At 40.4% G+C, this 22062-nt stretch carries 21 protein-coding genes; 16 read left to right on the forward strand and 5 right to left on the reverse strand.

Going from position 1 to position 22062, the window contains the following annotated elements:
* Window positions 1–79: 79 nt before the first annotated feature.
* Window positions 80–574 carry a redoxin domain-containing protein gene (locus ABDW32_RS21335; protein ID WP_343565858.1) on the reverse strand — a complete coding sequence of 165 codons (495 nt, stop codon included), beginning with the start codon at window positions 572–574 and terminating at the stop codon, window positions 80–82.
* Window positions 575–731: 157 nt separating this feature from the next.
* On the opposite strand from ABDW32_RS21335, the gene purN reads away from it, so the two are divergent.
* Window positions 732–1304: a phosphoribosylglycinamide formyltransferase gene (purN, locus tag ABDW32_RS21340; protein WP_343565859.1), complete on the forward strand. Its 573-nt coding sequence runs from the start codon at window positions 732–734 to the stop codon at window positions 1302–1304.
* 253 nt (window positions 1305–1557) lie between these two features.
* On the opposite strand, the gene ABDW32_RS21345 is transcribed toward purN, so the two are convergent.
* Entirely contained in the window at window positions 1558–2793 is a 1236-nt protein-coding gene (locus ABDW32_RS21345; RefSeq protein WP_343565860.1) for an MFS transporter, read from the reverse strand.
* Between the two features lie 92 nt (window positions 2794–2885).
* On the opposite strand from ABDW32_RS21345, the gene ABDW32_RS21350 reads away from it, so the two are divergent.
* The 9 genes from ABDW32_RS21350 (at window position 2886) to ABDW32_RS21390 (ending at window position 12288) form a co-directional block, all read left to right on the forward strand.
* A complete protein-coding gene (locus tag ABDW32_RS21350) occupies window positions 2886–3383 on the forward strand; it encodes a DUF4442 domain-containing protein (RefSeq protein WP_343565861.1) in 498 nt (165 codons plus the stop codon).
* Window positions 3384–3422: 39 nt separating this feature from the next.
* Window positions 3423–3839: a transposase gene (locus ABDW32_RS21355; protein ID WP_343565862.1), complete on the forward strand. Its 417-nt coding sequence runs from the start codon at window positions 3423–3425 to the stop codon at window positions 3837–3839.
* 82 nt (window positions 3840–3921) lie between these two features.
* Window positions 3922–4569, forward strand: coding sequence for an SCO family protein (locus tag ABDW32_RS21360; protein ID WP_343565863.1), 648 nt, complete (start codon window positions 3922–3924; stop codon window positions 4567–4569).
* A 1-nt stretch (window position 4570) separates the two neighbouring features.
* Window positions 4571–4990 carry a cytochrome c gene (locus ABDW32_RS21365; RefSeq protein WP_343565864.1) on the forward strand — a complete coding sequence of 140 codons (420 nt, stop codon included), beginning with the start codon at window positions 4571–4573 and terminating at the stop codon, window positions 4988–4990.
* A 234-nt stretch (window positions 4991–5224) separates the two neighbouring features.
* A complete protein-coding gene (locus tag ABDW32_RS21370) occupies window positions 5225–5812 on the forward strand; it encodes a TetR/AcrR family transcriptional regulator (protein ID WP_343565865.1) in 588 nt (195 codons plus the stop codon).
* Window positions 5813–5820: 8 nt separating this feature from the next.
* Window positions 5821–7146, forward strand: coding sequence for a TolC family protein (locus ABDW32_RS21375; protein ID WP_343565866.1), 1326 nt, complete (start codon window positions 5821–5823; stop codon window positions 7144–7146).
* Window positions 7147–7172: 26 nt separating this feature from the next.
* Window positions 7173–8330, forward strand: a complete 1158-nt coding sequence (locus tag ABDW32_RS21380) for an efflux RND transporter periplasmic adaptor subunit (RefSeq protein ID WP_343565867.1) — start codon at window positions 7173–7175, stop codon at window positions 8328–8330.
* Window positions 8331–8368: 38 nt separating this feature from the next.
* The gene (locus tag ABDW32_RS21385; RefSeq protein ID WP_343565868.1) at window positions 8369–11539 is read left to right on the forward strand and encodes a multidrug efflux RND transporter permease subunit; all 3171 of its coding nucleotides are present in this window, start codon (window positions 8369–8371) and stop codon (window positions 11537–11539) included.
* 137 nt (window positions 11540–11676) lie between these two features.
* Window positions 11677–12288 (forward strand): HAD-IA family hydrolase, encoded by a 612-nt coding sequence (locus tag ABDW32_RS21390; RefSeq protein ID WP_343565869.1) that lies wholly within the window; start codon window positions 11677–11679, stop codon window positions 12286–12288.
* Window positions 12289–12414: 126 nt separating this feature from the next.
* Here ABDW32_RS21390 and ABDW32_RS21395 read toward each other — a convergent pair whose 3' ends face one another.
* Window positions 12415–13803, reverse strand: coding sequence for a hypothetical protein (locus tag ABDW32_RS21395; protein WP_343565870.1), 1389 nt, complete (start codon window positions 13801–13803; stop codon window positions 12415–12417).
* A gap of 13 nt (window positions 13804–13816) precedes the next feature.
* Window positions 13817–14422 carry an RNA polymerase sigma factor gene (locus ABDW32_RS21400; protein ID WP_343565871.1) on the reverse strand — a complete coding sequence of 202 codons (606 nt, stop codon included), beginning with the start codon at window positions 14420–14422 and terminating at the stop codon, window positions 13817–13819.
* 226 nt (window positions 14423–14648) lie between these two features.
* On the opposite strand from ABDW32_RS21400, the gene lysS reads away from it, so the two are divergent.
* From lysS to coaA, 6 genes are all read left to right on the forward strand, one after another.
* Window positions 14649–16367, forward strand: coding sequence for a lysine--tRNA ligase (gene lysS / locus ABDW32_RS21405; RefSeq protein ID WP_343565872.1), 1719 nt, complete (start codon window positions 14649–14651; stop codon window positions 16365–16367).
* 390 nt (window positions 16368–16757) lie between these two features.
* Window positions 16758–17813: a patatin-like phospholipase family protein gene (locus ABDW32_RS21410; RefSeq protein ID WP_343565873.1), complete on the forward strand. Its 1056-nt coding sequence runs from the start codon at window positions 16758–16760 to the stop codon at window positions 17811–17813.
* Window positions 17814–17844: 31 nt separating this feature from the next.
* Window positions 17845–19077, forward strand: coding sequence for a nucleoside recognition domain-containing protein (locus tag ABDW32_RS21415; protein WP_343565874.1), 1233 nt, complete (start codon window positions 17845–17847; stop codon window positions 19075–19077).
* Window positions 19078–19252: 175 nt separating this feature from the next.
* Window positions 19253–19633: a methylglyoxal synthase gene (locus tag ABDW32_RS21420; protein ID WP_343565875.1), complete on the forward strand. Its 381-nt coding sequence runs from the start codon at window positions 19253–19255 to the stop codon at window positions 19631–19633.
* A 24-nt stretch (window positions 19634–19657) separates the two neighbouring features.
* Window positions 19658–20059, forward strand: a complete 402-nt coding sequence (locus ABDW32_RS21425) for an OsmC family protein (protein ID WP_343565876.1) — start codon at window positions 19658–19660, stop codon at window positions 20057–20059.
* A 193-nt stretch (window positions 20060–20252) separates the two neighbouring features.
* Window positions 20253–21212 (forward strand): type I pantothenate kinase, encoded by a 960-nt coding sequence (gene coaA / locus ABDW32_RS21430; protein ID WP_343565877.1) that lies wholly within the window; start codon window positions 20253–20255, stop codon window positions 21210–21212.
* Here coaA and ABDW32_RS21435 read toward each other — a convergent pair.
* Window positions 21209–22057 (reverse strand): mechanosensitive ion channel domain-containing protein, encoded by an 849-nt coding sequence (locus tag ABDW32_RS21435; protein WP_343565878.1) that lies wholly within the window; start codon window positions 22055–22057, stop codon window positions 21209–21211. The genes coaA and ABDW32_RS21435 overlap by 4 nt on opposite strands.
* Between the last annotated feature and the right edge of the window lie 5 nt (window positions 22058–22062).

The following is a 22062-nucleotide window of genomic DNA, read 5'->3' on the forward strand; positions in this document are numbered from 1 at the left end:
AAAAGCCCCGCCAATCATGCGGGGCTTTTATTTTGCAGGAGGATAGTCTGTCATCCCGCTATTACTTTAATGCGCAATTCTAATTCGAGATCCCTACGGCTTTCAATAATTTTTTCACGTCATCCTCCCCGTCCAGATGCTGCAGCAAAGTTTTCGTTTTAGCATCATAAACATACAGTGAAGGATAATTACTGGGTTTAAATTTTTCAATAAACTGTGTTCCGGAATCAAATAAAAATTTCACATTGGCCGCATTCTTCAGTGCTTTGGCATGCATATTAATAAATCCGTCCACATAGACTTTATCGTTCATGGATATAAAATAAAAGTTTACGTGTTTGAGCTTCTGCAAATTCTGCGCAATTCCCGCTCCCATTTTCTGACAATGACCACAACCCGGATCGTAGAAGTCCAACACAATATAACCCGTCTTGGGTAACTTGTCAGCATTGAATTTACCCGATTGATAGACCTCATCAAATGCAAATGCTGGAATTGTTTTGGGCGCCTGGGCAAACAAGGATTGTAAAAGGAAAAATGTGCAAACAAAAAATAGAGAACAGCGTAACTTCATGTTAAAGAATTTTAAACTGATAATGAATATTCAATTAATTATAACCAATAATAATTAAAAATGCGGCTCTATTCGCCAATATTTTATTTTTTTTACAAAAAATGCGTAAGTTTGGACTAATTTTTAAATCGATCAAATCTATTAATACTCATTAATCGTGAAAAAACGAATTGCCATTTTTGCTTCAGGTTCAGGATCCAATGCTCAAAAAATAATGGAACATTTCAAATACTCAGATGAAGCTGAGGTTGCGCTGATCCTGTCCAACAATCCTGATGCTTATGTTATTCAGCGCGCTGACAATTTTGAAATCCCTGCCCATATATTTGATCGCAATGAATTTTACAACACGGACAATATCGTTAACATCCTTAAAAATCTGAATATAGACCTGATTGTCCTAGCCGGCTTCCTGTGGCTTGTACCAAACAATCTTTTAAAAGCCTATCCAAACCAGATCATCAATATCCATCCTGCTCTCCTACCTAAATATGGAGGCAAAGGCATGTATGGTGATCACGTGCATAAAGCGGTTTTGGCCAACAAAGAAGAGGAACATGGTATTACCATTCATTTTGCCAATGAGCACTTTGATGAGGGCGAGATTATTTATCAGGCGAAATTTAAGGTAGATGCCGGTGATACCTTGGATATCATTAAGTTCAAAGGGCAGCAATTGGAACACCAGCATTTCCCGAAAGTAATCGAGAACCTAATCAAGAAAATGTAAAAACAACATTTTTATTTAGAATTATTTTAAACAAATTGTAACTTTGTCGCATGAACGAAGTTATTGAATCCTTTGTGGGAAAGTGTGAGAGCGAAAGCAGAGCAAGCATATTTCAATTTAGAAGTGTCGCTATGAATCCTTTTTCTGATTTTTCCTGTGTTTGTTTCAAAAAATGCTGTAAAAAATACAAAGAAGGAAAACGTTGCAAAAAGTGTCCCGGCCGAAAAAAATAGTTTCTGTCAACCACCTCGCTTTACTCTTCGAGATAATTCAGATCCTTATCGAAGCTCTCTTCGAGTTGGGACAAAGAATATATCGCGATACCAGAAAGCAACAAGACCATTGTAATTGCCGCTGGGACAATGCCAAAAGAATTCACCAAAAGTCCATAAACCATTGTGGACGGTATTAGGGCACCACGTACAAAATTAGGTGCCGTCGTAGCCACAGTTGCCCGAAGGTTGGTACCAAATTGCTCCGCTGAAATTGTCACAAATGTTGCCCAATACCCTACTCCTAAACCCATAATAAAAGCTAAAATCAAAAATTTGTTAGCCGTAATTCCTACACTCAAAAGATACCATAGCGAACTACCGATAATAATCAGCTGACAGATAAAAACAACCTTTTTCCGGGATTTTAACAGCTGCGCAAAGATACCGGCAAGCACATCCCCAATGGAAATTCCAATATAAGCAAACATCACCCCTTTCCCTGCACTTAGGGTTTCGGATGCACCCAACGCTTTCCCGATTTCCGGAGCCTGTGTCACTAATACCCCAACAACAAACCAGATTGGCAAACCAATACAGAGGCAATTAATATAACGTTTCAACCGACCTTTATCTGTAAAAAGCATCCTGAAATCACCTTTGGTAACATCCTTTTTATCCTGCTCTTTAAAAAGACCCGACTCAAAAGAACCAACACGTAAAAGCAACAACAATAAGCCCATTCCACCACCGACAAAATAAGCCGTACGCCAATTGAATTCCTCAGACACGAAATAGGCAAGAATAGCCCCTAATACCCCCACACTAGCGACCAGCATTGTGCCATAACCGCGCTTTGACTTGTGCATACTTTCCGAGACCAAAGTGATCCCCGCACCCAATTCGCCAGCCAATCCGATGCCAGCTATAAAACGGATAATCCCATATTGCCACACATCCTGCACAAAGCCATTGGCAATATTCGCCAAAGAATAAAGAAGAATAGAACCGAACAGGACTTTTAAACGCCCGTATTTATCACCGATAATCCCCCAGATAATTCCTCCCAATAATAAGCCGCCCATTTGCATGTTCAGGACAAACTCACCTTTTACCCGCATCTGCGCTACCGGTACACCAATATCTGTAAAGGATTGAATACGGACAATAGAGAAAATAATAAGGTCGTAGATATCGACAAAATATCCCAGTGAAGCTATTGTCACCAATAACCATATTTTTTTGTTTTCGGTCTGCTTATCTTTTAATGTTGACATTTTAGGTTTTTTGATGCCATAAAAATACCACAGTGAATGAATAAAACCAAGATTTCGAAAAATAATCCCACACATTGTTCTATTTTTGTATCATGAGATACAGTCCGCGTGCATTAACATGGCTATTGCGCTTTTACCCACCCTTTCTATTTCAGGGAATCTGGGTCAAAAAGATCAACCCAGGCTTCAAAGGAGCTGAGGTAAAAATTTACAAAACCCCATTCAATATCAATACCAACAAAACCTTGTTTGGCGGTACGATCTTCGCTGCCGCTGATCCCATATTCCCGATACTGATTGATCAATACCTTCAAAAAGCAGGCTTTAAAAAGACTGTTGCCTGGCTCAAATCATCACGGATTGATTTTAAGAAACCTGGAAAAACCAGTTTGCGCTATGCCGTTCAGCTTTCAGACGAGTTGTTGGCTGAGTGCACCCAGAATATCCTTACGAAAGGTAAAATTGTCAAAAACCTGAGCCTGGAAATAAAGGATAAAAATGACGAGCTATGTGCTGTAGTGCATTGCGAAACCTACATTCGTGACCTGAATTTTACATTCCCGGATAGAAATCGAAAGATTGAGCAATAAGAATTTGATATCTTTGTCCAATTACCAAAAAATAGAAACATGAACAAAATCGCTTTCATGGCTATCGCATCCTTGGCAATAGCGGCATGTGGAACCACTGGCACAAACAATGTAAAAGTTTTACAAGATTCAACAATCAAAATCCATGATGAAATCATGCCCCAGATCGCTCATTTTGACCGCGATGCTGTTAAAATAGACTCTATCTTAAATAATCTAAAATCACTTAAAGCAGCTAAGCCGGACTTGGATACCACAGTGACAAAAAAAGAACTTGGTATATTAAAAGCCAATCTGGAAAGTGCGACAGACCATATGATGGACTGGATGAAGGAATACAAACCCGACAGCACGGATATTAAATATTTTGAAACTGAACTGCAAAAAGTATCGGATATGAAGAAAATATTTGATGCTGTTTCGAAAGAAAGCCAAGATAAATTAAAGAAGTTCTAAACAGCTTTGCAACACTTAATAACTGCCTAAGAGCAGGACAGAAAGGCCGACAGGCAAATTTATAATGAAAGAATAGAAACAGATGAAATCTATAATTAAACTTTGTTGTGCAACGAGCATATTGCTTGGTTTATTTTCTTGTAAAAACACAAGTCAGTCGAATTTGCCCATTTATGGCGAACGGGAAGCCGTTGCAAAAACAGTAGATGGAAAGCAAGTGATAGATACGGTTTATCATACCATACCGGCATTTAAGTTTTTGAATCAGGATAGTGTAATGATCTCGGAAAAGAATTTCGAAGGAAAAGTATATATTGCAAATTTCTTTTTTACCCATTGTCCGAGCATCTGCCCAACAATGAACCGTAATCTACTAAAAATCTACACCCAATATAAAGACAACGATGCTGTTCGCTTTTTATCCCATAGCATAGATTTTAAATATGATCAGCCCCACGTATTGAAAGATTATGCAAATAAGCTGGGCGTGAGCAATGATCATTGGCAATTTGTTTCAGGCACAAAAGCCGATATATACGGTATCGCCAACCAATATCTTGTGTATACGGCGGAAGATAAAAATGCCCCTGGAGGTTATGACCATCAGGGCTATCTTGTCCTAATTGACCAGGATAAACGCATCCGCGGCGCATATGATGGGACAAATGATGAGCAGGTTCAAAAGCTATTGAATGACCTGCCAAAGCTATTAAACGAAAACAAAAACTAATATGCATCCGCTCCTTAAAGCCTGTCTTATCATTGGTAGCCTGCTATTGGCTCTGATCGGTTGTCAGAATGAAGTTGACATCCGGACAGCGCAGTATACTGTAAATGGGCAGAAAGTCTACCTAACCCATTGTCAAAATTGTCATGGCGAAAAAGGAGAAGGATTGGGGAACCTATATCCCCCACTCACAGACACCAAGTTTCTGAAAGACAATCAGCAAAAGCTCGCCTGTATTGTTAAATATGGAACAGCGGGCGAACTCGAAGTTGCAGGTAGGAAATTCAATAATACCATGCCGGCTTCAAATCTTTCGGCAGTTGATATCGCTTATGTCCTGACCTATATCAACACAAAGATCAACAAAGGCAAAGAAATATTTCCCCTAAATGAAGTGGAAAAACAATTAAAAAATTGTCAATAAAAGAGAAAGGAACTGCTATCAAGTTCCTTTCTCTTTTTGAGCCTCCGCTATAGAAAATGCAGGCTATATCTGGTCGGCAAAAAAATAATCGCCCCTAACCAAAACAATTTAAATCTTTTTTCCTTATTGTATTATTGGACCAATTTGTTTTGGTTTTTATTGATTTATAACAATAATTTGACAGTTTGGCGTCAAATTAATCACTAATTTTGCAACCGAATGAACGTTCGATTGATGCACACAAATGAAAAAATAGCAGCTGTCTTTGCTGCCACACTCAAACTGATACACACCAATGGTTTCCACGGGACGCCAATGAGTAAAATTGCACAGGAATCCGATGTAGCGATAGGAACTATCTACCACTATTTCCCCTCAAAAGATGATCTGATCTTTGCGCTATTCAAACACTGTCGCTCACTATTGAACGATTTTGTTTTTAATGGCATGGCAGATGACTTGGATTACAGGGCTTCTTTTGTTCATGTATGGCGCAACTTCGTTAAGTTTTATCTGGAAAACGAAACGATCTTCAGTTTTTTTGAACAGTTTTTCTCCTCTCCATATCATGAAAAGAATAAAGCTGAAATACAAGAGCCTGTCGGTGGACAAAATAAAGTATTGGACTTTCTACAAGCAGGCATTGATCAAAAAATTTTAAAGCAGGTCGATGTTCATCTTTTAGTAGCAAGTTATATTGGCGTGGCGCTTGCAACAGTCCATAGTATCAAATTCAAAGGCCTCCAATTTTCGGAACAGAATATTGAGGAATTGACTGGCATTATTTGGGACGGTGCGATTAATAGAGAAAAAAATAATTAATTACATATATGAAGTTTAATAAAATCGTTTATTCCTTGGCGGCTCTGTCGCTTTTGAGTAATACAGGATTTGCACAACAGCAATCTGAAAGCTTGCCGGCAAATGCAACACTTCAGCAGCTGATTGACTATGCCTTGCGTAATCAAATTTCTGTAAAACAAGCACAATTGGACGAAACCATCGGTGAAAAGGATATCGATATTTCCCTTTCAGGTTGGTATCCTCAATTGGGCCTAAAAGGAAGTTACAATTATAACGTCATTGTTCCACTAGCAAATATTGGCGGAAATAATATCAAAATGGGACAGAATAATGCAAGTGCATTAACACTTCAAGTAGATCAACAGATCCTCAACCCTGAGCTCATGCAGGCGAAAAAAGCAGCTGAGCTGGTGCGTCTCGGTAATAAACAAAATACGGAGAACAAAAAAATAACTGCAGTTGTAGAGGTGAGTAAGGCTTACTATGATATTCTAACCTCGGAAGAGCAGATCAAGATTGTACGGGAAAATATCGCTCGTCTCCAAAAACAATTGAAAGATGCAAAGTCACAATATGATGTAGGACTGGTTGATAAAACCGACTATAAGAGAGCGCAAATTGCTTTGGCAAATTCAAATGCAGACGAGAAAAGAACGGTTGAACTTCGCAAATATAAATACGAATACCTCAAACAGTTGCTAGCATTGGATAAAAGCAAAAATCTGACGCTTTCATTTGACAATAGTAGCATGGAATCGGAGGTTCTACTAGACACGACCGCCGGAATAAATGTCTCTAATCGAATTGAATTCCAACAATTGGAGACCTCGAAAAAGATTCAACAGTTGAGCACGCAGTATTATAAATGGACGTATTTACCAAGCGTAAGTGCTTTTTATAATTATGCATTCAACTATAGAAATGATAAATTCAGCAAACTTTATTCCGATAACTTCCCTGGTTCAGTTGCTGGCCTAAATCTTTCTTTTTCGATTTTCGATGGGTTTAAACGCAAAAAACAAATCAATAAATCCAGATTACAGGAGGAGAGAATTGACTGGGACATCAAAAATTTAGAAAACAGTATTAACACTGAATATTCGTTGGCAAAAGCAACCTATAATGCGAATTTAAATGACTGGAAAACAGCTAAAGAAAATGTGGAGCTCTCCAAAGAAGTATACGAGACAATCAAATTGCAATATGACGAAGGTATCAAAACTTACCTCGATTTAATGACCGCAGAGACTGATCTCAAAACCACACAGCTTAATTATCTGAACTCTCTCTATGCGCTATTATCAAGCAAATTGGATGTTCAGAAAGCAGTTGGGGCAATCCACACAAATTAATCAATAAACGGAAACTAATACAAATCATGAATAAAAGACAATTATTATTCGCTTTCTTCCTTGGGACAGCTTTAGTATGGACCTCTTGTGGAAATAAAGATGCAAAAAAGCAAGGTGCAGGACAGGCCCAGGCTGAAAAAGTTGTTCCAGTGAGCTTTGGTGTTGCATCTCATGAGACTGTTACAGGTACAATCAGCTATCCGGCAACAGTCAAACCGTTGAACGAAGCAGACCTATTTGCAGAAGTAAGCGGTTATATTACCAAAATATATGTTTCAGATGGTGCTGTGGTCTCTAAAGGTCAGGCCTTATACGAAATTGATGGAACACGCTACAATGCGGCAGTACAACAGGCTAAAGCTAGCCTACAGGTAGCACAGACTGATTTGGACCGACAAAAAAGAGATTTGGCGCGTTACCAAACATTGGCAGATAAGGATGCGATTGCAAAGCAGGTTTATGACAATGCAGTATCAAATGTAGCGGCTTCTCAGGCACAGGTAGAGTCTGCTCGTGCAGCATTGGTCACTGCGAATACAAACTTATCGCGTTCGACCATTCGGGCTCCATTTGGCGGTACAATCGGAATATCACAGGTACGTTTGGGTGCTTTGGTTAATCCAGGTACGACCTTGTTGAATACCTTGTCTTCAACTAGCCCAATTGCTGTTGAGTTTCAGGTAAACGAAAAGGACATTAGCAAATTTATCCAATTACAAAGCAGCCACTCTTCTTCGGATCTTTCCCTTTTGCTACCAAATGGAAGTACTTACGAAGGAAAAGGAACGATCACAACGATCGACCGTGCAGTAGATCCGGCAACCGGAACAATCAAAGTGCGCGCTACGTTCCCGAACAATGCCAATGAACTGCGGGCTGGTATGAATATTACGATGAATGTATCAACGACATCGGCTACAGAAGAAGTTGTCGTACCTTACAAAGCTGTCTTTGAACAGTTAGGTGTCTTCAACCTATATACCGTCAACGACAGCAGTAAGGCCGAAATACGTCAAGTAAAACTGGGTATTAAAGCCGGTGATAAAATCGTGATTAAAGAAGGTGTCAAAGACGGCGAAAAGATTATCGTCGACGGTACCATGAATGTCCAAAATGGAGTTAAAGTAATTGATGCTGCTGTCGCTGCCCAACAGGCTGCGAAAGGCGCGCCTCAAGGAAAATAACACCATTAATTTTTTAAAGAGAATCTAAAAGATATAGCATGATTTCAGAAGTATTTATTAAGAGGCCAGTTACCGCAATTGTTATTTCGATATTGATTTCAATTATCGGGATTATTGCAGTTTCTACGTTGCCAATTAGCCAGTATCCTTCTATTGCGCCGCCAACCGTTACAGTTACAGCAAACTATACAGGAGCAGATGCACAGACGGTTGAACAAACCGTTACGACTCTTATTGAGAGTCAGATCAATGGTACACCAGGCATGATTTATATGTCGTCCAATAGTACTTCAAATGGTCAAGCAACAATTACTGTGACATTTGAAGTAGGAACGGATATCGATATAGCGACCTTAGACGTACAAAACCGCGTAGGAATTGCGGAACCAGCCCTTCCGGAAGCGGTAAGACGTTTAGGAATTACAACCCGTAAAGCCAATAACGATATCTTGATGTTGGTTGCTTTAACTTCACCAAAAGGAACAAGAAGTGAAAATTTCTTGGCAAATTACAACAACTTATATGTTAAAGATGCATTATTACGTGTTAAAGGCGTCGGTGATGTAACCGCTTTTGGGCAACCCTTCTCTATGCGCGTATGGCTAGATGCAAACAAATTAGCCAATCTGAGCATGACCCCTGCTGATGTATCCACAGCAATTGCGGAACAAAACTCCCGCATACCTGGCGGTAGCGTTGGTGGACGTCCACAAGAATCTTCTACGGTATTTGAATATCCAATCATTACCGATAGTGACCTTTCTAATCCCGAGGACTTTGAAAACATCGTTGTAAAAACCAACAGAGATGGATCTATCGTACTTTTGAAGGATGTTGCTCGTGTTGAATTGGGTCAATTCAATTATGGTACATCGTCTACCGTAAATGGCATGACCTCATCTGCCATGATGATCAATCAAACCCCTGGCGGAAATGCCGTAGAATCTGCAAAAGGAATTGTCGATGCTTTGGAAAAATTAAAGAAATCTTTTCCAACGGATGTAGATTATACGATCAGTTACGAGACTGTGTCAGTTGTAAATGCTTCTATTTCTTCGGTTATCCACACCTTGGTTGAAGCATTGATATTAGTGACAGTGGTGGTATTTTTCTTCCTTCAAAGCTGGCGGGCAACATTAATCCCTGTACTTGCAATCCCCGTATCCATCATCGGTACCTTCATATTCTTCCTGATCTTTGGTTTTTCGGTCAACAACCTGACCATGCTTGCCTTTGTATTGGCCATCGGTATTGTGGTGGATGATGCCATCGTTGTCGTGGAAGCTGTACAGCACTATATCGACCATTATAAACTGGATGCCAAAGAAGCAACACGTCGTGCCATGGGCGACATCACCGCTCCCGTTATCGCAATTGCCCTTATCTTGGCAGCGGTATTCGTTCCGGTAGGCTTTATTCCAGGAATGGTGGGGAAATTGTATCAACAATTTGCAATCACAATTGCCGTATCCGTAATGTTGTCGGCATTTATTGCCCTTTCGCTTACTCCAGCCTTATGTTCCCTTTTATTGAAACCAACAGCAGTTCATGAAGGCGCAAAAGGGTTGAACAAATTCTTCTACAAATTCAACGTATGGTTTGAAAAAGTAACGATTAAGTATTCAAGAGGTGTAAAACAGGCCATCAAAAAAGCACCACTTGTTTTGATCATTTTGTTATGTATTTTTATCGGAACAGGTTGGATGTTTACAACCAAACCAACAGGATTTATTCCTTCTGAAGATGGTGGAGCATTTTTTGCAGGGATAACTTTACCAGAAGGTTCTTCCTCTGCACGTACAAATGAAGTTCTTAAAGAGATTGAGGCCGATCTACATAAGACCTTTCCAGAAATCAAGTATGTCACCGCAATTTCGGGTATCAATATTCTGAACCGCGCGTTTAAATCCAATGGTGCAACAGTGTTCGTCTCTCTTAAACCTTGGGAAACCCGTACACGCACGGCAAATGATATTGCTGGTATGATTATGGGCAAATACCAAGGCTATACCAAAGCTAGGGTATTGGCTGTTACACCGCCAGCAATTCCAGGCCTAGGTACGTCAGGAGGTTTCTCGTTGCAGGTACAGGATTTACAGACTGTAAATATCAAAGATTTCGAAGCGACAGTCGGCAAATTCTTGATGGCTGCTAACCAACGTCCAGAAATCGGAATGGCTTATACCCTATTTAACACCAACTCTCCAAACTACAAATTGGAAGTAAACCGTGAACAGGCAAAACGTATGGGCGTGCCTATCTCAAGTATTTATTCGACAATATCATCCTATTTGGGTAGTAGCTACGTTAATGATTTTACGAAATATGGTCGTAGTTACCGTGTCGTGACACAAGCTGATATTCCGTACCGCATGAATATTGAGGACATCAACAAACTATATGTAAACAATGTTTCAGGAAACCCTGTACCGATGGGTACCCTGGTCAAGTATGAATTGATGACTATGCCTTCAATCATCAACCACTACAATATCTTTAGAAGTGTTGAGATCAATGGTAGCTCTGCACCGGGTTATTCCTCCGGAGATGCATTGAAAGCCTTGCAAGAAGTTGCTGCGCAAACATTGCCTGAAGGATTTGATTATCAGTTCTCCGGTCTTTCGCTGCAAGAAATGCAGTCCGGATCAAAAACTGTTCAGATCTTTGCCTTGTGTATCCTATTTGTGTTCTTGCTTTTAGCAGCATTGTACGAAAGTTGGTCCGTACCATTCTCTATCCTCCTATCGGTTCCTTTAGGGGTATTTGGAGCAATCCTGACCTTAACTTTGATACCATCTTTAGATAATAATATCTATGCACAGATCGGTTTGGTCACCATCATTGGTCTTGCCGCCAAGAATGCGATCCTGATTGTGGAATTTGCCAAAGAGCGTGTTGATATCGGGATGAATCTCTATGAAGCAACCTTAGATGCTGTAAAATTGCGTTTACGGCCGATTATCATGACCTCTTTTGCCTTCATCCTCGGTATTATTCCACTCATGTTATCACACGGTGCCGGTGCCATATCCCGCCAGACAATCGGGTGGACCGTATTCGGTGGTATGACTGCGGCAACACTTTTGGCAATCTTTATCGTTCCGGTTTTATTCGTCGTGATCACGCGAATGGCTTACGGTAAGAAAAAATTGGCTGAATTGGAAGCTAATTTTGATGAAGAAAAAGCGAAGAACTTAAGTGCACACTAATCAAATAAGCCTTTGTTGTAGATGCTAAAAGCATCTTGTAGTTGATAAGACGCCTTTCCTTCTGATGAAGGAAAGGCGTCTTGTTTTTTGTGCTTCCAAATATAATTTTTAATTTTACAACACACTATTAAAAAGATATGTCACCTGAATCGCAACGTAAATTTGAACTGCTAAACCTTCTCGCCGCGTCCTATGATGCCTTATTATTTGATGTCGATGGTACATTGGCCGACAATATGGATGCCCATAAACAAGCCTATAAAGCCGCAGCCAAACATTATGGTGTTGAGCTGGATGTTAATCTTATCGATGAAACAGCCGGTTGGCCGACAGTAGCTGTCGCAGAAGAAATCAGTAAACGCTATGACGTGGACTTCGACTATCAGGAGTTCTCAACACTGAAATCTACGATATTTCGGGATGAGTATGTTTTTAAAACAAAACCCGTAGACTATGTTGTCGAACATTTAAAGTATCAAAAAGGTAAAAAACATATTGCTGCTGTATCAGGTGGCACAAGAACAACCTTGTCGATGACGCTAAATACAATAGGCGTATGGGATGACCTGGAAACATTGGTCTGCGCCGGCGATACCCCAGAAGGGAAACCCTCTCCACAACCATTCCTACTGGCTGCTTCACAGTTAAACATTGCGCCCGAAAAATGCCTGGTCTACGAAGACGGGATTCCAGGAGTTGAAGGTGCTAAGGCTGCTGGAATGGGTTGGGTACGTGTAGATGAACTATAAACAAGTTAAACAAAATAATATAAAAAGCCCACGAATAGAAAATTCGTGGGCTTTTTTATGTATGCCCGCTCCATTTCTGGGTAGCTGGGGAAAGGGTTCATTTCTATTTTCTTGAATATTTTTTTATTAGAAGCTCGTAATAATTTTCACCCCACCGTTACTATAATTGAGGTCCGATGATCTGAGCCCGCCGACCGGAATTTTATAATAGGGCTCCACAGAAATGGAAAGCTTCCCAACTTTCTGTTTTCGACCAACCGAAAAATTCACAAAACCATTCACACCTTTATCATCAACGTTTTTCTCCGTGGATTTTTGCTTATACTCCGTATTGTTTGTTTCATATATTGTAGCACGTTCCTGATCCAGTACACCAACATAAGAAACGCCAACAGAAGTATAAAAATTCTTGTTAATCGCATAACGTACATCGACAGGGATATCTACCGTCAGGATTTTACCGGAGACCCGTTCATTGCTTTTGGCTTCTGTTGCATCTGCTAAACCCTTCATAAAAGCGTTATTCAAACCGTTAGGTTGCGATAGATAACTTGGCGCATTCACTTTTTCAAATGAATTGGAAGCCATAGCCGGTGTAATAGGCGTATTTCCCGAAACAGCACCATAATGTTGGATGGAAGCCCCCGATCGAATACTGATCTTACTCGAAACATTATAGGCCAGGGCAACTCCTCCGCCAAGCGTGATACTTTCAGCAGTGGAAGCTGGAGACACAAATGCGCCCATTTCCCACTTCCTATCAAGGTCGTTGGATTTCATCATCACACTCCCCCTCCGGTTGTCCTGTTGTCCAGCATATAGCGCAGCAAGACGGGCAGCTTCACGCTGGGTCTGTGTAGAAGTAGAAGAAGAAAGCGCAGCTTTCGAGTTTGCTGATGTCACATTTGAATGCGTTGTGGGAACCTGTGTCCCAGTCCTGATATCTACCGAAGCAGTAACCGTAGGATCATCCAGATTGATCTCTGCGGATAATGTGTTATTCCGCAATTGCATAGTCCGCCCACCTAGAGCAGCAAAATTATTTGATACATTGATGGTGTTTCCGGAGACTGCTTTTCCACCAAATAAAACAAACTGTTGTTGCTGACTGTTATCAGCGGGCTGGCTATCGGCTTTCGAATAGGTAAAAGGTCTATCCCGCAATAGCTCCTTTTCACTTAGCCCCTGCTCTCCGGTGACCTCAGACAACGAGCGCTGAATAGATTCTTTTAAATCTTTATTATCGGCGATAACCTCGCTATTTTTATCATTTTGTATTAAAACTGCAGAAGACGGAGCTACCGAAGAATTATTTTTCAACCCCCAATAGCCCACACCAAAACATAAGAGTACAGCGGCTGCCGCACTCCAATATTTCCAGGTGGAAGAAGGCGGTGCTGCTACCCCATGCTTTGAAGCAAACTTTTCCCAGGAGCCTTCCCGATAAGGTAGCTCATGGTCTTTCAATTGCCCAATGATTTCTTCTATCAATTCTTTTTTCTTATTGCCTTCCATGTAACAACAATATTTATCTTATTTCCTGAACGACACCTGTATAGTCCAGGTATAATTTTCTCAGTTTTTGTTTTGCCCTTGTTAGATAAGTACGTGACGTACTATCAGGTATATTTAACATCTGGGCAATTTCATCATGCGAATACCCTTCTATTTCATAGAGATTAAAAATAGTTTTTTGAATTTCAGGAAGCTGATCCAACAGACTTAAAATTTCATTAACCTCCAATCGGCTCTCCAATTGAACCGACGGCGTATGCATATCTCCCTCGGCCATATCTTCAACGGAATAAACCTGTTTTTTACTTCTCAGAAAATCGATAGAGATATTCGCAGCGATTCGACCGATCCAAGCCCTAAATGATTTTTCGAGGTTCTCTGCATCGATATCCATGTTGAAGGATTCCAATTTTCGAAAAATCCGCACAAAGCTCTCATTCACAAGTTCCTCCGCATCCACATCTTGTTTAACATAACGGATAATGATTGCCATGAGATAGCCATAATATTTTTTATAGACAAAAGCCTTTCCGTCCTCACGATTTCGCAAGCAACGCTCCAGGGCATCATGTAAAGATGATAGCTTCTTGTTATAAAAATATGACTGAATAATTCCCACTTAAACTATTTAAATATTAAGCTTCAAATAACGAAAATAAAATTATAAAACTTAAAATCAAATAGTCGAATGTCCCCGCTTAATATCACTATTTAACTATTTTTATTTTCCTAACGGTTACTGCTTGTATTTCGCTACAGGGTTTTTCAAAAAAAATCAATAAAAAGAATAGAAAAAAATGGCTATTTTTGCATGATTTTCACATTTTAAATATTATTCAGATCGAATGAGTACTGTATTATCCGAACAGGAACAACTTAGAAGACAGGCGATGCAATCGTTGTTGGATATGGGAATCGAGCCTTTTCCAGCAAATGAATTTGTCGTCAACGCACACGCTGCCGATATTTTAAAAAACTACGATAGAGATAAATTGAATTATAAGAACATCACCATTGCCGGACGTATCATGAGCCGTCGTGTCATGGGAAGTGCGTCTTTTTTTGAAATTCAGGACTCTACCGGACGTATCCAGGCCTATATAAAGCGTGATGACGTATGTCCTGATGAAAATAAAGATCTCTACAATGTTGTTTTCAAAAAACTATTGGATATCGGTGATATTGTAGGTGTCAAAGGATATGTGTTCACCACACAAACCGAAGCTATCGCTATACACGTGGAGGAACTTACCGTATTGTCCAAATCCTTGCGTCCGCTTCCTGTGGTTAAATCCGCTGATGGCAAAACATTCGATGCTTTTACGGATCCTGAGCAACGTTACAGAATGCGTTATGTGGATCTGATCGTGAATCCAGCCAATAAAGATATCTTCGTAAAACGCACCAAACTTTTTAATGCTATGCGTCAATTCTTCAATGACGCTGGTTATATGGAAGTAGAAACGCCAGTCTTACAATCAATCCCAGGCGGGGCTGCAGCACGTCCATTTATCACGCATCACAATGCGCTGGATATTCCATTATACCTTCGTATTGCGAACGAACTTTATTTAAAAAGACTGATCGTAGGTGGTTTTGATGGCGTGTACGAATTTTCCAAAAACTTCCGTAACGAAGGAATGGACCGTACGCATAATCCAGAGTTTACAGCGATGGAAATTTATGTCGCTTACAAAGATTATAACTGGATGATGGATTTCACGGAACGCCTTTTGGAACACTGTGCACTCGCTGTAAACGGTACTACTGAGGCCACATTCGGTGAGCATAAGATTGATTTCAGGGCACCATACAAGCGCATTTCAATGACCGATTCCATTAAAGAATTTACAGGATTTGATATTACAGGCAAATCTGAAGAAGAAATTCGCATTGCTGCAAAAGGCATGGGAATCGATGTCAACGAAACAATGGGTAAAGGCAAGCTGATTGATGAGATTTTCGGTGCTAAATGTGAGGGAAACTATATACAACCCACATTCATCACGGACTATCCAAAAGAAATGTCTCCGTTGACAAAGAAACATAGAGACAATCCAGACTTAACGGAACGTTTCGAGTTGATGGTCTGTGGGAAAGAGATTGCCAATGCATACTCTGAATTAAATGATCCTATTGATCAACGCGAACGTTTTGAAGATCAGTTGAAACTATCAGAAAAGGGTGATGACGAAGCCATGTTCATTGACCAGGATTTCTTGCGTTCATTGGAATATGGTATGCCTCCTACCTCTGGTTTGGGAATAGGCATGGACCGCCTGATTATGTTTCTGACAAATAATGCTTCTATTCAGGAGGTATTGTTCTTCCCACAGATGCGTCCAGAGAAAGTGGCAAAAGTTGCTGATGTCAAAGATTATGAAGAACAAGGTATTCCGGCAGCGTGGGTGCCAGCATTGCAAAAAATGGGCTTTACAACCATCGAAGCATTGAAAGACGCTAACCCAAATAAAGTTTTTAATGACCTGGGCGGTATGCGTAAAAAATTGAAACTAGAAATAACAATGCCAAGTAAAGAGGAAGTACTTGCTTGGTTTAACTAATTGAATATAATCATCAGAAGCGTGTCCGGTCTTTTCGGACACGCTTTTTTTGTTGTATCCCCTACTCTTTTTTGATTATACACTTCGCTATCAATTCACTTTCAATCATTCCTTAACTAACTCATATTTCGGCTCCCCTAGCCCACATTTATAATATCCCGCTCAAAAACAGCATATCCAAATATTGCAGAACTCAACATCGACGGTTAAAAATAAATTGTTATTGCCATTTTATATGGTAGGCAAAAAAGACCCACGGTCGACATATATATCAGTTAACACTTCCGATAGTATGATGATTTTATTACAAAAACCCAGTCTACAAATGGATGTGCTAAATAGAGAACATTTTCTATATTTACGTATCTTGAATTAAAATAGCTTTAGCGTATGAAGAGCATACTTGCCCTTGACGGTGGTGGTATTCGGGGAATTATTCCAGCTATGATACTGGTGGCTCTGGAGGAAAAATTACAAAAAAAGACAATGGATCCCAATGCGCGGATTGCCTCCTATTTTGATTTTATTGCGGGCACGAGCAGTGGCGGTATTCTGACAAGCATCTTGCTCTACCCCGAAGAAGGAAACCCCACCCATCCGAAGTTTTCAGCGCGCGACGCCTTAAACCTTTTTGTTAATCACGGAACGGAAATTTTCAACACCTCTAAATGGAGGCGCTTTCTGGGGGGATTTGGGTTGGTCAGTGAGCTATATTCTTCGGTTCCCCTGTCAAATGTACTGGACAAATATTTTCAAAATGCACGCTTAAGCCATCTCATCAAACCGTGTATTATTACGGCTTACAATATCGAACTACGCAAAAATCATTTTTTCAGGCAGCAAAAGGCCATCACGCATGGTGAAGCACGCGACTTTTATCTGAAAGATGTCTGTAAGGCGACTTCAGCAGCTCCGACCTTTTTCCCCGTCGCCGAAATATATTCGATATCAAATACCCGATATCCGCTCATTGATGGTGGTGTATTTGCACAAAATCCTTCGATCTGTGGTCTTCTGGAAGTGTTAAAAGCGTTTAACAGTACACAGATCAACGATGTGTTTATGGTTTCTTTGGGTACCGGAGTATCAAAGACCGCCTACAACTATGAACATTTCAAGAAAAAACTCGCAATCCAAATCGGACCCGCTCTGGTCGATATCATGACAAGTGCTTCCTCTGAAAGCACCGAATTTTTTATCAAGCAATTATTCAGGAACAATGGTAAACAGCAGAACTATATCCGCATGGAACCGGCAAACCTGTCAAGTATCAATGCCTCCCTGGATGCTGCATCGCCAAATAATATCCAGAAGCTCATATCCCTGTCCGACAAGCTGATCAGTGAACATGAAGACACATTGGATTATATCGTTGAGCACCTCATTAAAGAAAAGAACCAGAATAAGAAGAAAAATCCATGGAGCAAGTTGATGGATAAGTTCTAAAAGGTTACTTTTACGCATATTTAAATCTATTATGGCATTAAACTACGTTTGGGTTGCATTTTTTTTGATCACATTTGCCGTAGCCCTGGTAAAACTTATCTTTTTTGGAGATACTGAAATCTTCCAAAAAATTGTTAACTCTATCTTTGACAGTGCTAAAAACGGAGCTGAAATCTCCCTGGGATTGATTGGTATGATGAGTTTCGCTTTAGGAATAATGAAAATTGGTGAAAAGGGTGGCATGATCAATATCTTTGCAAAACTTGTAGGACCTTTCTTCCATAAATTATTTCCCGAAATCCCGAAAAACCACCCTGCTCTAGGCTCTATCCTGATGAATTTCTCAGCAAATGCACTTGGTTTGGATAATGCCGCCACCCCACTGGGACTTAAAGCCATGAAGGAACTGCAGGAGCTGAATCCCAATAAGGACACAGCAACAAATGCACAGATTATGTTTATTGTGCTCAATGCCTCCAGTCTAACCTTATTGCCCATCTCTATTATGGCTTACCGCAAGGAAGCCGGAGCGCCGGATCCTTCGGATGTCTTTCTGCCGATTTTGATTGCGACATTCTTTTCCACGTTGGTCGCGCTGATTCTAGTCGCTATCTACCAAAAAATAAACTTGTTCAACCGGGTCGTTTTAGGCTACTTGAGTGCCATGTGTATATTTATAGGGGGCCTGTTATACTATTTCTCGGGTTTACAGCAGACTGAAATTGAAGTTTTTAGTAAGGTATTTGGTAATGTAATCCTATTTAGCCTGTTTACTTCGTTTATAGGTTTGGCCCTATTCCGCAAAGTGAACGTCTACGATTCCTTTATTGAGGGAGCTAAAGAAGGTTTTGAGGTTTCAGTCAAAATTATCCCCTACTTAGTGGCTATGCTGGTCGGCATTGCAGTCTTCAGAGCCTCAGGGACGATGGATTATATGGTGGCTGGAATATCCAAAGGTATAGCGCTATGTGGTTTGGACACGTCTTTTGTCGATGCACTTCCGGTTGCATTTATGAAACCATTAAGTGGTTCGGGTGCCCGTGGACTAATGGTTGACCTGATGAATGCCAAAGGTCCGATGGACTTTGCCGCTCGGGTTGCCTGTGTTATCCAAGGTTCCACCGAAACAACATTTTATGTACTTGCTGTCTATTTTGGTGCTGTAGGTATAAAACGGACAAGACATGCACTACCATGTGCGCTTTTAGCTGAATTAGCAGGTGTTGTTGCAGCTATTATTATCTCTTATATCTTTTTCAAATAGCTTTTCCGATCATCAGCATTCGATCACAAACCATGGTAAGCAATAAAAACGGATGAAACTCACAGCTTTTGAACGATCCAAAGTGAGAATCAACTGCCTATCATTGGTTGAAGCAGGGATTAAGATCTTTGAAAAAAAATACATCGAAAAAAGTACAAACAAATATTAGATACGGATGAAAAAAACAATTGCATTGATCGCCCACGATGGTAAAAAACCAGAAATGGTTGCTTTTGTCAAAGACCATCAGGACCTGTTGAAACATGCCAATATCATCGCAACAGGAACAACCGGTTCTTATGTACGACAAACAGGATTACCTGTGGAATTAAAATTAAGTGGCCCTATGGGGGGTGACGCACAGATCGCCGCATTGGCCGCTGAGGGGAAAGTTGATGGTATTATCTTTTTTCGCGATCCACTCGGCAAGCATGCACACGAACCCGATATACAGATGTTAATGCGTGTGTGCGACCTTTACAATGTTCCTTTGGCCACAAATCCCGCCACTGGAAGTTTAATTATTGAAGGCTTATTGGAAGATCTCGTTGACTAAAGAAAAACTATTTTATTCAAGACAATGGAAAATGAAGTTATTGTCACCATAGGTGAAACACCTTATACCACAACCGTGCAATATGGTAAACACCAAATTATTGCTGATGAACCCGAGGATTTGGGAGGCCAAGACCAGGGAATAAACCCTACACCGCTTTTGCTTTCTTCCCTAGGAACTTGCAAAGCGATCACAGTAAAAATGTACGCTGACCGAAAAAATTGGCCTCTGGAAGAAGTTATAATCCGTCTTTCTCATGAAATTCAAACCAGTGAACAGCAACAGACTACTTATATACAATGCCACATTAGTTTTAAAGGTGAGCTCGATGACGAACAAAAAAAGAGACTATTTAAGATTGCTGAAAAGTGTCCCGTGCATAAAATCTTGGCTAATCCTATTGTAATAACTTCAAATCATTTGTAATTGTTTCTTGGGATAACGGACAACACTATTTATATTTGTCCGCACAAAAAATCTTCATATCAGCATCCATGCTATTGCGGCAAAAGGATACCGAAGGTTCTTATTGGCTTTTAAATAGAGCAGAAAGGACTCAGGGATGAAAGAATAGGCAGGAATCAAGAATACTTACACGTTCAATAAAAATAGCAAAGCGATGCAATTGGATCCACAAATAGCAATAGACTCTCCCTTTAGATCAATTAAACGGGAAGACTGGAAAAATCTAAATGGAAAGATGTTGCACAATTTCAGCGCTGAAGATCTTGAAAATCTACATGCACTCAATGAGCCATTGACCAATCAGGAAATTGAAGAAGTTTACGTTCCTTTGAGCCATCTGCTAGAAATTCACATTGATCGTTTCCAGAGCCTGCATCAGCGAACAAATCGTTTTTTTAGCAAAGAAGAGAGTAAATTACCCTATATCATTGGCATCGCAGGATCTGTTGCGGTAGGAAAGAGTACAACGGCGAGAGTATTGCAACGTGTACTGAGTATGTTACCTTCCAAACCGAAGGTTGATCTGGTCACAACAGATGGCTTCCTCTACCCCAATCAACAATTGATCGAAAGGGGTATTCTCAACCGCAAAGGTTTTCCGGAAAGCTACGACGCAAAACGATTGATACACTTCCTCTCCGCAGTCAAGTCCGGAGCACCTAAGATCACTGTTCCAGTCTATAGTCATCTCGTGTATGATGTCTTGCCTGACGACCAGCAGCAAATTATTGAACAACCGGACATCCTTATTGTAGAGGGTATAAACGTATTGCAGGTTAATTCACAACGCCCCCGAAAAGGGCATAGTGTCTTCGTTTCGGATTTCTTCGATTACTCCATCTATGTACACGCGAGTGAGAAAAACCTTATCGAATGGTATACCAATCGTTTTGAATCCCTACGTGCAACAGCCTTTCAGAATCCGGCTTCATTTTTCCATAAATATGCAGATATGTCTCCCGAAGAAAGTCATGCCATGGCCGTGAATATTTGGAACGAGATCAACAAACCCAACCTGATCAAGAATATATTACCAACCCGTTATCGGGCCGATCTGATCCTCGAAAAAGGAAGTCACCATTTTGTTAAGAATGTGAAGGTCAGAAAAATTTAATCGATACTTTCCTTAAACTGTAGCACTTCATTGAGAATTTTGCTCTGCACCTGTTGGTGAATTCGGTTACTTGACGATATGGTACTAACTTCAACTTTATATTTGACATAGTCTTTGCCGAGGTCGGCTATCTTCACTAAAAATCCCTGTCCGTGATCCAAATTGGGATTATTTTCAAATAAAGGATTAAAATATCGCTCTAGTTCCTCTACAGCGACCGCACGATCCACGGGTAACTCAAATTTGACAACAATTTTATTGGATTTCTGTGAAGTTTTATTAACCAAAGTTGCTGTAAACACCAGGTTATTCGGAATCATTACTGCATCATCATCCTCGTCCCTGACTACCAGATTGGCCAATGTAATATCGACGATTTTGCCCTGATACTCACCAATTTTAATGCGATCGCCCACAGAAAACTGATCGGAGAACATAATAATCAGTCCCGATATCATATTAGTAATATACTCTCTAAAAATAACAGCAATCGCCATCGCCACAATAGTCATGCTGGTTATAAAATCCTTCGGGTTTATACCGACAGCAATCATCAAACTAACGATGATAAAAAATACATTTCCCACGGTCGCCACACGCGTAATTCCCAGCACAAAGTTACCACGGACAACCTGATGTTCATTTCTGCTATTGTAAAGCTTCACGAGGATAAAATGACCGATCGAAATCAGTACACTGGCTGTCAGAAAAGTATTCAGTCCGTAGGCCATATTGCGGATGACCTCCCGTTGCTTATAAAAAGCCTCGAATTGCACAAATGAAGCGGTCAACGCAATCAACAGGATAATCCGGGCAATAAAGGAAATGGAAATCGCTTTCGTCATTTTTA

The organism is Sphingobacterium sp., assembly GCF_039596235.1.
Lineage (GTDB): Bacteria > Bacteroidota > Bacteroidia > Sphingobacteriales > Sphingobacteriaceae > Sphingobacterium.

Coding starts and splice junctions, on each gene's coding strand:
- ABDW32_RS21335 (WP_343565858.1), bottom strand. CDS start 574: ATGAAGTTACGCTGTTCTCTATTTTTTGTTTGCACATTTTTCCTTTTA.
- ABDW32_RS21345 (WP_343565860.1), bottom strand. CDS start 2,793: ATGTCAACATTAAAAGATAAGCAGACCGAAAACAAAAAAATATGGTTA.
- ABDW32_RS21350 (WP_343565861.1), top strand. CDS start 2,886: ATGAGATACAGTCCGCGTGCATTAACATGGCTATTGCGCTTTTACCCA.
- ABDW32_RS21355 (WP_343565862.1), top strand. CDS start 3,423: ATGAACAAAATCGCTTTCATGGCTATCGCATCCTTGGCAATAGCGGCA.
- ABDW32_RS21360 (WP_343565863.1), top strand. CDS start 3,922: ATGAAATCTATAATTAAACTTTGTTGTGCAACGAGCATATTGCTTGGT.
- ABDW32_RS21365 (WP_343565864.1), top strand. CDS start 4,571: ATGCATCCGCTCCTTAAAGCCTGTCTTATCATTGGTAGCCTGCTATTG.
- ABDW32_RS21370 (WP_343565865.1), top strand. CDS start 5,225: ATGCACACAAATGAAAAAATAGCAGCTGTCTTTGCTGCCACACTCAAA.
- ABDW32_RS21375 (WP_343565866.1), top strand. CDS start 5,821: ATGAAGTTTAATAAAATCGTTTATTCCTTGGCGGCTCTGTCGCTTTTG.
- ABDW32_RS21380 (WP_343565867.1), top strand. CDS start 7,173: ATGAATAAAAGACAATTATTATTCGCTTTCTTCCTTGGGACAGCTTTA.
- ABDW32_RS21385 (WP_343565868.1), top strand. CDS start 8,369: ATGATTTCAGAAGTATTTATTAAGAGGCCAGTTACCGCAATTGTTATT.
- ABDW32_RS21390 (WP_343565869.1), top strand. CDS start 11,677: ATGTCACCTGAATCGCAACGTAAATTTGAACTGCTAAACCTTCTCGCC.
- ABDW32_RS21395 (WP_343565870.1), bottom strand. CDS start 13,803: ATGGAAGGCAATAAGAAAAAAGAATTGATAGAAGAAATCATTGGGCAA.
- lysS (WP_343565872.1), top strand. CDS start 14,649: ATGAGTACTGTATTATCCGAACAGGAACAACTTAGAAGACAGGCGATG.
- ABDW32_RS21410 (WP_343565873.1), top strand. CDS start 16,758: ATGAAGAGCATACTTGCCCTTGACGGTGGTGGTATTCGGGGAATTATT.
- ABDW32_RS21415 (WP_343565874.1), top strand. CDS start 17,845: ATGGCATTAAACTACGTTTGGGTTGCATTTTTTTTGATCACATTTGCC.
- ABDW32_RS21420 (WP_343565875.1), top strand. CDS start 19,253: ATGAAAAAAACAATTGCATTGATCGCCCACGATGGTAAAAAACCAGAA.
- ABDW32_RS21425 (WP_343565876.1), top strand. CDS start 19,658: ATGGAAAATGAAGTTATTGTCACCATAGGTGAAACACCTTATACCACA.
- coaA (WP_343565877.1), top strand. CDS start 20,253: ATGCAATTGGATCCACAAATAGCAATAGACTCTCCCTTTAGATCAATT.
- ABDW32_RS21435 (WP_343565878.1), bottom strand. CDS start 22,057: ATGACGAAAGCGATTTCCATTTCCTTTATTGCCCGGATTATCCTGTTG.